This window comes from Nocardioides sp. ChNu-153 (assembly GCF_030466625.1).
Lineage (GTDB): Bacteria > Actinomycetota > Actinomycetes > Propionibacteriales > Nocardioidaceae > Nocardioides.
In genome coordinates this window covers 1-12,526 of record NZ_JADEVT010000005.1, presented here as the reverse complement: position 1 = coordinate 12,526, position 12,526 = coordinate 1, and the positions used below count along the sequence as shown (strand labels likewise).

The 12,526-nt window shown below is 68.8% G+C and carries 9 protein-coding genes and 2 tRNA genes; 1 reads left to right on the top strand and 10 read right to left on the bottom strand.

The features are described from left to right. Positions 1-11: 11 nt before the first annotated feature. The 4 genes from INN71_RS08710 to INN71_RS08695 all read right to left on the bottom strand — a co-directional run bounded on the left by INN71_RS08710 (position 12) and on the right by INN71_RS08695 (position 3,929). A complete protein-coding gene (locus tag INN71_RS08710) occupies positions 12-2,753 on the bottom strand; it encodes a DUF1156 domain-containing protein (protein ID WP_301800081.1) in 2,742 nt (913 codons plus the stop codon). A 116-nt stretch (positions 2,754-2,869) separates the two neighbouring features. Further along, positions 2,870-3,187 (bottom strand): hypothetical protein, encoded by a 318-nt coding sequence (locus INN71_RS08705; protein ID WP_301800080.1) that lies wholly within the window; start codon positions 3,185-3,187, stop codon positions 2,870-2,872. A 497-nt stretch (positions 3,188-3,684) separates the two neighbouring features. Next, positions 3,685-3,760 (bottom strand) — tRNA-Ala (locus tag INN71_RS08700). Positions 3,761-3,806: 46 nt separating this feature from the next. Continuing rightward, positions 3,807-3,929, bottom strand: a complete 123-nt coding sequence (locus INN71_RS08695; RefSeq protein WP_301800079.1) for a DLW-39 family protein — start codon at positions 3,927-3,929, stop codon at positions 3,807-3,809. A gap of 164 nt (positions 3,930-4,093) precedes the next feature. On the opposite strand from INN71_RS08695, the gene INN71_RS08690 reads away from it, so the two are divergent. Further along, a complete protein-coding gene (locus INN71_RS08690) occupies positions 4,094-5,023 on the top strand; it encodes a triacylglycerol lipase (RefSeq protein ID WP_301800078.1) in 930 nt (309 codons plus the stop codon). A gap of 471 nt (positions 5,024-5,494) precedes the next feature. Here INN71_RS08690 and INN71_RS08685 read toward each other — a convergent pair whose 3' ends face one another. From INN71_RS08685 to INN71_RS08660, 6 genes are all read right to left on the bottom strand, one after another. After that, complete coding sequence (locus INN71_RS08685; protein WP_301800077.1) at positions 5,495-5,833, bottom strand: hypothetical protein; 339 nt, start codon at positions 5,831-5,833, stop codon at positions 5,495-5,497. Between the two features lie 61 nt (positions 5,834-5,894). Beyond that, a tRNA-Ile gene (locus INN71_RS08680) sits at positions 5,895-5,971 on the bottom strand. A gap of 255 nt (positions 5,972-6,226) precedes the next feature. Then, on the bottom strand, positions 6,227-6,715 hold the full coding sequence (locus tag INN71_RS08675) for a DUF3566 domain-containing protein (protein WP_301800076.1): 489 nt from the start codon (positions 6,713-6,715) through the stop codon (positions 6,227-6,229). Further along, positions 6,715-9,480, bottom strand: a complete 2,766-nt coding sequence (gene gyrA, locus INN71_RS08670; RefSeq protein ID WP_301800075.1) for a DNA gyrase subunit A — start codon at positions 9,478-9,480, stop codon at positions 6,715-6,717. Before gyrA ends, INN71_RS08675 begins: the two co-directional genes overlap by 1 nt. A 109-nt stretch (positions 9,481-9,589) precedes the next feature. Beyond that, a complete protein-coding gene (gene gyrB, locus INN71_RS08665; protein WP_301800125.1) occupies positions 9,590-11,659 on the bottom strand; it encodes a DNA topoisomerase (ATP-hydrolyzing) subunit B in 2,070 nt (689 codons plus the stop codon). A 368-nt stretch (positions 11,660-12,027) separates the two neighbouring features. Further along, on the bottom strand, positions 12,028-12,526 hold a 499-nt coding region (locus tag INN71_RS08660; RefSeq protein WP_301800074.1), incomplete at its 5' end, for a DUF721 domain-containing protein.

Below are 12,526 nucleotides of genomic sequence, written 5' to 3'. Positions count from 1 at the left end.
GTGCCCTCCCCTCAGTCGTCCGAGTTGTCGAGGTCAAGCATTCCCTGAGCTGAGCCGCCCTGGGCGCGGTTCGCCTGCGATCGTGCCGCAGCCGTGACCTCGGGCCACGAGGTCACGAGTGCGTTGTACATGCCCGCCACTTGGGTAGCCGATCGCTTCTCCGCCAACGAGAAGACGAGGTATGCGAGCTCCTTCACCATCTCCGGCTCAACTCGAGTGGACGCACCGTGCAGGATCCGGCCGGCCTCGTCCAACCCCTTCTCGTCCAGGGCCTTCACGAGGTGGAGCGCGACCTCCCAGAGCGAGATCCGGTCGTCGCGCTCAGGTCGGTAGTTCTCGGGAAGCTCTGCAGTCGTCAACAGCTTGACCTGGCCGCCCTTGGCGGAGACTGCGCCCGATTGATCGAGTCCCTTGACCGAGGTCCCGAAGGCCGTCGCAAGGGTCTCGGCCGCGCCGTAGGCCGCCTTCTCGAAGCCGTGCGTCTCGAACCACTTGAGGCACCAGCGTGTGTCCGTGTCGAAATCACCCTCCTGATCGGAAAGCACCTCGGCAAGCACGGTGTTGATCAGTCGAAGGGCCTCACGAACCGTGACGTTCTGTCCGTTCGGCTCAACAACCTTGGAGTAACGACTGAAGACCGCCATCCCAGGCCCGATGGCCGCTTGGGCAAGGTCTACAGGCGCGATCGCCCCCTGCTGCAGCTCGCGAAGGCTGCGCGGCAGTTCCTCGCGCAGTTGGTCCAGGTACCCACGCCGGTCGATCGCCGACGCTTCGGCGGACCGAGGGCGGAGCGACAGCACGATCGAGGATGCCAACGCATTCGAGCCGGCCCCAATCATTCGGGTTTCCATCTCGGAACGATTCGGCCACGTCGACGTGATCTCCCAACCGTTGGTGATCATGCCCTCTAGTAACGTCTCCCAGCCCGTTGAAGCCTTTCCGCCCTCATCCGTTTCGCTTTGCTTGAAGGCATACCAGACGGTGATCGGGTATTCCTCACTAGCCGTTTCTCGCGCCTTGGCGAAGACGGACTGGAAACCGGTCTCGAAGAACGACCGTGCGCCGTCTTTCCCGTTGTGACGGTACGGATTCGCAACCAACTCTTCGGCCTTCGGAACCAGCATTGTCGAAAGCAGGTCCGGATGAACGTCCCGAAGCGAGCGACGGAGCCAGACGTAGAAGAAGTCCGAGAGGTCTGAGTACCCGATGTTGTCGTAGTACGGAGGATCCGTACTGATCACCGCGTGGTAGTCGCGCGTCGAAGCATCCGCCTGTGACACGGAGCCCGGACGGCGCGGTACCAACGCTTGCAGCACCTCCGCCTCTGACTGCACAACTGCCGCCAATCCGCCACCGGCAGTGGAGAGCGGGTTTGCCTCGGCGTAGTCCCAGGTCATCGGCACGGCCTGTCGCTGGAACGACCCTCGAAGTCGATCCATGCCGGGCTCCCAGCCACACATCGTGTTGTTGCGTGCAAGCGCCTTGCTCACAGCGAACCCGAGATACGTTGCCACAGCATCGGCATAGTCGCTCGAGCCGCCGTCACGCAGGACCCGCCTGCGCGCATCGATCACCAGGTCACTGAAGGTCGTGAGCGCGACAAGCTGGCGATTTGTGAACAAGTCCGCCCAGGTCGAGATGCCGTAGTTCGGAGTCTTGAAGTCGCGAGGATTCTCTGGGAGCACACCCGCAGGCACACCGGCCGGCCTCTCGATCTCCGCCGACCGAACCTGATCGGCCGTTGCCTCTGCATAGTGACGCTGGCGATTTCCCTCTGTAACCACTGCCATCAGTTGTTGGGAGATCCGCTTCTCCCGGCCTTCCGCGCGAATGTAATTGAGCGGTACCGCCGTACTACAAGCGACACAAACGGCGCCCGTCCTACCCACAGTGCCGTCAGTTGAGGCCACCGGGCTAGCCAACCGATCGTGCGAGACTCGGAAACTGACGCGCCGGCCAGACGGGTGCGCCGAATCCGGAACGACCTCCGGAACGATGAAGGATTCCTTGCCCTTCTTCTTCCCCAGCCACCAGGAACGAACCAAGGGCATGTCGATGCCGCATGCCGGGTTCGGACACCGGACAGTCCTAGCCCAGATCCATGCAATCGGGGTCCTGCCGTCAACGTCAGGGTAGAGGTGGCCGATTCGACGCTCGGCCTCCGTGCGCATCCACGCGCCGTAGGCGATCACATCTGCCGCGAGCCCGTCGGCGGCCTTCCAATCGCGGATCTGAGAGGACGCCAGTCCGGGAAAGACGGGTGGCTGGCCTTGAAAGCGCTGCGGAATGTCTATCAAAGCCTTGTTAATCAGGACGGCGACTGGATTCAGATCCGAAGCTTGGGCATCGAGCCCGAGCCGCTGAGCTTCAAGTGGGATAGTTCCGCCGCCGGCGAACGGATCGATGATCGCGGGGGGCTTGCCCTCCGCCGACTTCATGATTTCAGCGTTCGCCTCGTCGAGGAGCTTTTCGTCGCGGGCGTTGTCCCACCTCACAAGCCGTTCGATGATCGCGTGCAGGCGCGCTCGCTCTCGCTTCTGGTCTTCCTCAGTCGGAAACTCATCGGGCCGGCTCGAGGGGTCATCAACGAGTTGCGCGAAGAGAACGGCCCGTGCCGCTGCAAGAGGGCGTCTGGCCCACCACAGATGCAGCGTCGAGGGGTGCCCGTGCCGGATGTTCTTTTCGCGGGCTGACTCGCGGTTGATCGCCTCCAGGGGAAGCGAGACCTCGATCAACTTGCGCTTGTACGACACGCCATCTCCCTCGGCGCAGCAGGATCACCCCGTGTGATCTCTGGTGCGCATGTAAACGTACCGAGAGAGCCCGACAGTTTGGAGACAACGGCGGAATCAGACGAACGATGGACGCACTACAGCCGGTCGATCCAGGTGTCCTCGTCGCGCTCGTCCCAGGACGAGGTCACACGTCGCTCGGACGCGGGCCCTCGCCCGAGCTCCGTCAGCGCGGACATCGCCTCGTCATGAGTTAGCGCTCGTAGGGACTGGACCGGTCGTCCCACGGCGTCCTCGACTGCCCGCTGGCGGTCAGCCATCGACGTCAGTCCGCGACCGTCGAGCGCTTTGCGGAGCAGGTCGACCTGCCAGTCCGAAACGAGCGAGGGCTGCATCGGCAGCTCGACGGGCGCCGGCGGGTAACCTTCGCCGAACAGGAAGAGATCTTCGGACACGGCTCAACTGTAGGAGGCGCATTGCGGTCGCGTGAGCCGAGCGTCCCGCAGCTCGCCAGAAGGTGAGCGAGGCATCGCGGAAGACCGGGAAGGCGGAGACCCGACCGTGATGGTGTCACAACAACAAGTCCTCGCGACGGCAACGGCGGCCTCGAAGCCGACCGTAGCGATCTGGTGCTGCTGGGTCGAGCCAGCCAGGGGTGCCGGACGCCACCGTCGGGCGCGAGCGCCACGTCGGCCATCAAGGGCGCCACGACCATGGCCGGTGTCCAAAGCGCGACGGTCTGCGCGTCACCGGACCGTTGTCACTTGCTCCAATGGGTCGCTCGTGGATCGCTGCGGAACTGGCGGGATTCCTTCCTGGGGCGTCGTGTCCTACGAAGTGCCCAAATGGTCCGGTTGAGCTTCCTCCCCGCCAGTCCCCCTAGTATCCGGCCTCGAAGCAAACCAAAGTACCCACGAGGTGAACGGAACCGCAGGCTGACCTGCGGTTTCTTTGGTGGAGCCTAGGGGACTCGAACCCCTAACCCCCTGCTTGCAAAGCAGGTGCGCTACCAATTGCGCCAAGGCCCCTCGCGCGTCGTACTGACGCAGCCGCGCCGCTCGCGCGGCGCGGACTTCACTTCGAGACGGGGTCGGTGGCCTCGGCCCACAGGGCCTGCTCGGCCTTGCTCTCGTCCATCTTCTTCTTGGCCAGCACCGCGCCGCTGACGGCGAGCAGCGTGAGCACGATCTTCTTCATGGCGAGCCCCCTCCAGGCGTCTCGAACGCGGCGAATCTACCGCACGGGGCGCCGCCGTACCCCACCGGCCGACGCCAGCAGGGCCTTCCGCGGAGGAGCGAGAACACCGTACTCTCAGTGGCCGGCGTCACAACGGGACGGCGCCGCGGACCTCGGGAGAACCCATGAAGCAGCTGCTGCGCACCGCCGCGTGCGCCCTTGCCCTCAGTCTCGGACTCGTCGCGGCCGGCTCGGGCACCGCGCAGGCCGCGAGCTCGACGACGTACCGCGAGGGGGGCCTCGCCACGGCGGTCACGAACTTCGTGGTGAGCCCGGGGTACCTGCGGGGCGTCAACGACTGGGGCTGCGTGCCGAGCCCGGAGCACCCGGACCCGGTGATCCTGCAGCACGCGACGTTCGTGAACTTCGGGTCGAACTTCGTGAAGCTGGCGCCGCGGCTGCGCAACGAGGGCTACTGCGTCTACGCGCAGAACTACGGGATGACGCTCTCCTCCCTCGGCCGCATCGGCGGGCTCGGGCAGGTCAGCCGGTCGGTGACCGCGTTCGGCACGTTCGTCGACCAGGTGCGCGCCCGCACCGGCGCCGCGAAGGTCGACGTCGTCGGTCACAGCCAGGGCGGGCTCGTGCCGTACGCCTACATCAAGACCGCCGGCGGCGCGGCGAAGATCGACGACTACGTCTCGTGGGGCGGCAGCCAGAACGGCACCACGCTCAACGGCATCGCCACCCTCGGGCAGTCGCTGCGGCTGCTCGGCTTCGCCGAGGCGTTCGCGAGCCTCCTGCAGGCGCCGGGCGTGACCGACCAGGCACGCGGCAGCCGGTTCATGAACGCGCTGCAGGCCGACCCGAGCGTGCCGGCCGGGCCCGACTACATGACGATCCAGACGCGCTACGACACCGTCGTCACCCCGTCCCCGACCCAGTCGATCCCCGGCGCCGAGAACGTCGTGCTCCAGGACCTCTGCGCCGACAACCGCGTCGGCCACGTCGGGCTGTTCCTCGACGAGCCCACGCTGCAGCTGACGGTCAACGCGCTCGACGACGGGCCCGAGGGCTTCCAGCCGACGTGCAGTGGGTACGGGCCGGCGCTCTGACCTGAGCCGGTACGCCGGCAGTCGGCCCGGTGGGCGGGTGCAACGCCCCGCACCGGGCCGGCGCGGGTCGACACCTATGTCTGCTGCTCTCGGTTGAAGCGCGCGAGCCAGTCGTTCGGCGCCGCGGAGGTCAGGTGCCACTGGCCGTGACAGGTGCGGCAGGGATAAAGAGAGCGTTCGCCACGCCCCGCGGCCTGCAGGCGCTTCAATATCCTCGCGGCCGTCCAGCGGTCGGGGTAGGCGATCTTCGTGCACGGCATCGACATGCGGAGACTCCGGAGCCAGGTGGCGGAAGGGAGTGTCCGCTCGACTCATAGCCGCGCGACACGACGGCGCTCGCCCCGATACGACGCCCGACGGATAGCGCGTGCCATATGGCGTGGAACCACGTCGGTGCCGCCGACGGTACCCACCGTCAGCCTGTCGTCGCCACCCCTCACCCGCTTCTCGCGCTCCTGTCGGGTGGCGCCCTCACTTCTTCCGCAGCATCCGCGCCGGCAGGGCGTCGGCGTCGACGTACCCCTCGGCCACGACGCGCTGCAGGAACGACGCGACGGCCCAGCGGCGTTTGCCTGAGTCGCTGACCTGCCACCCGGAGAACTCCTCCCGCAGCAGCATCCGTGGCCACGGCACGACCCCGAGCAGCATCCGCCGCTCGCACAGCTCGAGCCGGTAGCGGAACACGGTGTCCGGCGAGCGTGCGGGCGAGTGGGGGTAGTAGCGGATGAGGTACGGCTCCGGCAGGTCCGGCAGGTCGAACTCGTCGGCCCGGACCGGCCAGCCTCGACGCCGGGGAGGTCGCCTGCTCACCCCGTCGACGCTACCGGCCCCGGAACGCGACAACGCCCCACGGTGCCGTGGGGCGTTGCGGTGGTGGGCCTAACAGGACTTGAACCTGTGACCTCTTCCTTATCAGGGAAGCGCTCTAACCGTCTGAGCTATAGGCCCGGGGTGGCGGAACGACGTACGCCGCGCGGAATGCTACCGGAGCGTGTTCGTCCCGCCAAAACTGGGTGACGTGGTGGTTTCGAGGGCCGCTGGCGCGGCCACCTCAACCACCGGTGCAGGCGCTCGCGCAGCCACCTCAGCCATTCATCAGCGCGGCCACCTGTGGTTTCGAGGGGCGCTAGCGCGCCCACCTCAACCACCGGAACCAGCGCCCACCTCAACCACCGAACCAGCGACCGCCTCGACCACTGACGATCAGCGGTCGCTCTCCTCCGCCAGGGTGACCTCGATGCCGCCGAGCAGGGCGGCGGCGAGGTTGTAGAGGAACGCGCCGAGGGTCGCCATGGCGGTGATGAGGATGACGTTCACCGCGGAGATCAGCATCGTCAGGCCGAGCACGCGGGACATGCCGACGTAGTTCTGCACGTCGAAGTCGCCACTGCCCTCGGAGCCCAGCACGTCGGCGATCGTGGAGTTGATCGAGTCCCACACGCCGGCGGCGCCGAGCACGCTCCACACGATGAAGACCGACACGACGGTCACGACCGCGAAGGCGATGGAGAGCAGGAACGACGTCTTCATCACCGACCACGGGTCGATGCGGGTGAGCCGCAGCTGTGCCCGGCGTACCCGCCGCTTGCGCAGCTGGGTCGGCGAGGTGCTGCCCGCGCCCTGGGGACGCTGCCGCTGCTGGGGCGGCCGCGGCGCCGTCGTCGTGCGGGTGGAGGTGGCGTCGTCGGCCATCAGACCTCGTCCTCGCCTTCTGCGTCGTCGCTGTCGCCGTCGGCACCTTCGGTCGCGCCAGCGGACTCATCCTGGGCGATTGTGCCACCCTCCGGCGAACCCGCCACCGCCTCGGCGTCGATGACCGAGTCGGCGTCACCGCTGGGCTCACCGCTCAGCTCGCCGGCCTCCTCGGCCTCGTCGAGGATCTCCTCGGCGCGGGCCTCGACGGAGCGGGCGACCACGGCGACGGCGTCGTTCGACTTGGGGCTGACGAACTTCACGCCCATCGTGGACCGCCCGGTGGCGCGGAAGTCCTCGTTGATCGGGCTGCGCACGACCTGGCCGGACTGCGTGATCGAGAGGATCTCGTCGCCCTCCTCCACGATGAACGCGCCCACGAGCGAGCCGCGGTCCTCGTTGGCCAGCGCCATGGCCTTGATGCCCAGGCCGCCGCGCGACTGGCTGCGGTAGTCGCTGATGCGGGTGCGCTTGGCGAAGCCGCCGTCGGTGATGGTGAAGACGTACTGCTCCTTCACGCCCGGCAGGTCGCCCTCGGTCGACTCCCCCGCCTCGGCGGCCGCGGCCTCGGCCGCCTCCTCCGCCTCGACCTGCGCGGCGCGGATCACCGACATCGACAGCAGCGCGTCGCCGGCGCGGAACTTCATGCCCGTGACGCCGGAGGTCGCGCGGCCCATCGGGCGCAGCTGCGTGTCGTCGGCCGCGAACCGGATCGCCTGGCCCTTGCGGGACACCAGCAGGATCTCGTCGCGGTCGTCCACCAGCTCGGCGCCGATGAGCTCGTCGTCGTCCTCGCGGAAGTTGATCGCGATGACGCCCGCCTGGCGCGGGGAGTTGTAGTCACCGAGGCGCGTCTTCTTCACGAGCCCGTTGCGCGTCGCGAGCACGAGGTACGGCGCCTGCTCGTAGTCGCGGATCGCCAGCACCTGCGCGATCTCCTCGTCGGGCTGGAAGCTCAGCAGGCCGGCCACGTGGCCGCCCTTCGCGTCCCGGCTCGCCTCGGGCAGGTTGTAGGCCTTGGTGCGGTAGACCCGGCCGGCCGTCGTGAAGAACAGCAGCCAGTGGTGGTTCGTCGTCGCGATGAAGTGCTCCACCACGTCGTCGCCACGCAGCGAGGCGCCGCGCACGCCCTTCCCGCCGCGCTTCTGCGTGCGGTACAGGTCGGCGCGGGTGCGCTTCGCGTACCCACCCCGCGTGATGGAGACGACGAGGTCCTCGTCGGGGATGAGGTCCTCCATCGACATGTCGCCGGCGGCCGCGATGATCTGGGTACGGCGGTCGTCGCCGTACTTCTCCACGATCGCCGCCAGCTCGTCGGAGACGATCTGCCGCTGGCGCGACTCGTTGGCGAGGATGTCCTTCAGGTCCGCGATGATCAGCTCGAGCTCGGCCAGCCGGTCGATGATCTTCTGGCGCTCCAGCGCCGCCAGGCGCCGCAGCTGCATCGCGAGGATGGCGTCGGCCTGGACCTCGTCGATGTCGAGCAGCTGGATGAGCCCCTGCCGGGCCTCGTCGACGTCGGGCGAGCGACGGATGAGGGCGATGACCTCGTCGAGCGCGTCGAGCGCCTTCACGAGCCCGCGCCACACGTGCGCGTCCTCCTCCGCCTTGCGGAGCCGGTAGCGCGTCCGGCGCTGGATGACCTCGATCTGGTGCGTCAGCCAGTTGCTGATGAACTGGTCGATCGACAGCGTGCGGGGCACGCCGTCGACCAGGGCCAGCATGTTCGCGCTGAAGTTGGTCTGCAGCTCGGTGTGCTTGAGCAGGTTGTTGAGCACCACGCGGGCGACGGCGTCGCGCTTGAGCACGACGACGAGCCGCTGGCCCGTGCGGTCCGAGGTGTCGTCGCGGACGTCCGCGATGCCCTGCACCTTGCCGGAGTCGGCGAGCTCGGCGATCTTCAGCGCCAGGTTGTCCGGGTTGACCATGTAGGGCAGCTCGGTGATGACGAGCACCGTGCGCCCGCGGCTGTCCTCGTCCACGTCGATGACCGCGCGCTGCGTGACCGAGCCGCGGCCGGTGCGGTAGGTCTGCTCGATGCCCTGCGTGCCCACGATGAGCGCGCCGTTGGGGAAGTCGGGGCCCTTGATCCGCTCGATGAGCGCGTCCTGCAGCTCCTCGCGCGACGCGTCCGGGTGCTCGATCGCCCACTGCACGCCGGCGGCCACCTCGCGCAGGTTGTGCGGCGGGATGTTGGTCGCCATGCCGACCGCGATGCCGGCCGACCCGTTGACCAGCAGGTTGGGGTAGCGCGACGGCAGCACCGTCGGCTCCTGCGACCGGCCGTCGTAGTTGGGCTGGAAGTCGACGGTGTCCTCGTCGATGTCCCGCACCATCTCGAGCGCGAGCGGCGCCATGCGGCACTCGGTGTACCGCATCGCGGCCGCCGCGTCGTTGCCCGGCGAGCCGAAGTTGCCCTGGCCCTGGATGAGCGGCGCGCGCATCACCCACGGCTGCGCGAGGCGCACGAGGGTGTCGTAGATCGCCGAGTCGCCGTGCGGGTGGTACTGACCCATCACGTCACCGACGACGCGGCTGCACTTGCTGAAGCCGCGGTCGGGGCGGTACCCGCCGTCGTACATCGCGTAGAGCACGCGGCGGTGCACCGGCTTGAGGCCGTCCCGCACGTCGGGCAGCGCGCGCCCGACGATGACCGCCATCGCGTAGTCGATGTAGGCGCGCTGCATCGACGTCTGCAGCTCGACGTGCTCGATGCGGCCGCCAGGCCCCAGCGGCAGGCCGCCGTCGGTGGGGGTCTCGGTCACGATTGCTCTCTCTCCGGAGTTCTAGATGAATCTAGGAACAGCTGTAGATCGGTTCAGACTCTCCTGACGAGTACGGCGGCGCGCGCCGCCGTACCCGCACCGGCAGGCCCTAGATGTCGAGGAAGCGGACGTCCTTGGCGTTGCGCTGGATGAACGAGCGGCGCTGCTCGACGTCCTCGCCCATGAGGATCGAGAAGATCTCGTCGGCGTGGGCGGCGTCGTCCAGGGTCACCTGGAGGAGCAGGCGCTGGTCGGGGTCCATCGTGGTCTCCCACAGCTCCTTGGCGTTCATCTCGCCCAGGCCCTTGTAGCGCTGCACCGGGTTCTCCTTCGGCAGCTTCTTGCCGGCGTCGTGGCCGGCCTTCAGCAGCGCGTCGCGCTCGGCGTCGGAGTAGACGAACTCGTGCTCGGCCGGCTTGTTCCAGCGCAGGCGGTAGAGCGGCGGCTGCGCCATGTAGACGTGGCCGTTCTCGATGAGCGGGCGCATGAAGCGGAAGAGCAGCGTCAGGAGCAGCGTGTTGATGTGGTGGCCGTCGACGTCGGCGTCGGCCATCAGCACGACCTTGTGGTAGCGCAGCTTGGCGAGGTCGAACTCCTCGGTGATGCCGGTGCCCAGCGCGGAGATGATCGACTGCACCTCCTGGTTGCCCAGGACCTTGTCGATGCGCGCCTTCTCGACGTTGAGGATCTTGCCGCGGATCGGGAGGATCGCCTGCACGCGCGGGTCGCGGCCCTGGCGCGCGGAGCCGCCGGCGGAGTCGCCCTCGACGATGAACACCTCGCACTCGGCGGGGTTCGTCGACTGGCAGTCGCTCAGCTTGCCCGGCAGGCCGCTGCGGCCCAGCAGGCCCTTGCGGTCGCGGGCCAGGTCGCGGGCCTTGCGCGCCGCGATGCGCGCGTGGGCCGCCGACTGCGCCTTGCGCACGATGTCCTTGCCCTCGGCCGGGTTGCGCTCGAACCAGTCACCCAGCTGCTCGTTGACGATGCGCTGGGTGAAGCCCTTCGCCTCGGTGTTGCCGAGCTTGGTCTTCGTCTGGCCCTCGAACTGCGGCTCGCCCAGCTTGATGGAGATGATCGCGGTGAGGCCCTCGCGGATGTCCTCGCCCGAGACCCGGTCCTCCTTCTTCTTCACCAGGCCCCACGTCTCGCCCCAGTTGTTGACGAGCGAGGTGAGCGCCGCGCGGAAGCCCTCCTCGTGCGTGCCGCCCTCGTGGGTGTTGATCGTGTTCGCGAAGGTGTGGACCGACTCGTTGTAGGAGGTGTTCCACTGCATCGCGACCTCGAGGCTCATGTGGTTCTCGACGCTGTCGGGCGTCTGGGCCTCGAAGGAGATGACGGTCGGGTTCGCGACCGCCTTGCTGCGGTTGAGGTGCTCGACGTAGTCGACCAGGCCGCGGTCGTAGCGGAAGACCTGCTCGAGGCCGCCGCCGGCGCCGCGACCGAGCGCGTCGTGCCCGCCGTCGACCGTCTCGTCGATCGTGTCGTCCTCGACCGCGTCGGCGATGCCGGAGGCCGCCGGGCGGTCGTCGCGCACGACGATCTCGAGGCCCTTGTTGAGGAAGGCCATCTCGCGGATGCGCGAGGTGATGGTCTCGAGCGAGTACTCCGTCGTCTCGAAGATGTCCTCGCTCGCCCAGAACGAGACCGTCGTGCCGGTGGACTCGCCCTCCTCCATCGGGCGGACCTTCTCGAGCGGCCCGTCGGGCGCGCCGAGCTGGAACGTCTGGCGCCACAGGTGGCCGCGGTTCTTCACCTCGACCACGAGGCGGCTCGACAGCGCGTTGACGACGGAGACGCCCACGCCGTGCAGACCACCGGAGACCTTGTAGCCGCCGCCGCCGAACTTGCCGCCCGCGTGCAGCACGGTGAGCGCCAGCGTCACGGCCGGCAGCTCCTGGCCGGGGGCGGTGTCGGTCGGGATGCCGCGGCCGTTGTCCTCGACGCGGATCGCGCCGTCGTCGGTCAGCGTCACGACGATGCGGTCGCAGTGGCCGGCGAGCGCCTCGTCGACCGCGTTGTCGACGATCTCCCAGATGAGGTGGTGCAGGCCGCGGGCGCCGGTCGAGCCGATGTACATGCCCGGGCGCTTGCGCACGGCCTCGAGGCCCTCGAGCACCTGGATCGCGGACGCGTCGTAGGCCCCGTCGTCGACGATGGACGCCGACACCGGCTGGGCCATCGCCTCCTCGGCGCTCCCGGGCATCTCGGGCGTCTCCGGCACTCCCGGCGTCTCGATCTGCTCGTCGTCGCTCACGCGCGTTCCCTCTTCTCCTCGACCCGGGTCGCGACCGGGAGCCGCGACACACGCGATGACCGCCCGAGGACGGTCACCAACGCCCATCCTACCGCCGTGGAGGCCCGGAGACACGCAGGCGTCCCCAGGGTGGGGGGCGAGTCGCGGGCTCGGACCGCCTCAGGCGGCTCGGGAACCCACCGTGGAGGCGCGCACAGGGTGCCGGGTGGGTCCCCCCACCACCGCGAGGCCCGCAGATCGTCTCCTGCGCACCCAGGCGGTCCGGCCGCTCGGAGGGCTCGGCCGCGCCCGGCTCACCCGTAGGTGTCGCGCGGCCCCCGGCCGTCGCGCACGCTGCGCGGGCCCTTCTTCCACGACGGCCCCTGGGGCCCGAGCACCTCGATGGCCGTGACCGTGCCGGAGCCGAGCTCGGTGTTGATCCGCTGCAGCAGCGTCGGCGCCAGCAGCCGCAGCTGCGTGGCCCAGGCCGTCGCCCGGGCGCGCACCACGAGGCGGCCGTCGACGAACGACTCCGGCGTCGAGTGCTCCGCCACGTCCGGCCCCACCAGCTCGGCCCAGCGCCCGAACACCCCGTGCACCCGCAGGTCGAGCTCCCACCCGCGCTGGGCGACGAGGCGTCTCACCTCCCCCTCCACCCCCTGCGGGTCGCGGTCGTCGGGCCGCGAGCCCGAGAACGTCGGCCCCCCGCTCCGCCCGCGGCGTCGGTCGGGGGCGCCCACCCAGCCGGAGCCCCCCGTCGTACGGCGGCGCGCACCGCCCGGCAGCCCGGGGGGCCCGCCCGCGGCGGCCGCG

Coding starts and splice junctions, on each gene's coding strand:
- INN71_RS08695 (WP_301800079.1), bottom strand. CDS start 3,929: ATGAAGAAGATCGTGCTCACGCTGCTCGCCGTCAGCGGCGCGGTGCTG.
- INN71_RS08690 (WP_301800078.1), top strand. CDS start 4,094: ATGAAGCAGCTGCTGCGCACCGCCGCGTGCGCCCTTGCCCTCAGTCTC.
- INN71_RS08675 (WP_301800076.1), bottom strand. CDS start 6,715: ATGGCCGACGACGCCACCTCCACCCGCACGACGACGGCGCCGCGGCCG.
- gyrB (WP_301800125.1), bottom strand. CDS start 11,659: ATGGCCCAGCCGGTGTCGGCGTCCATCGTCGACGACGGGGCCTACGAC.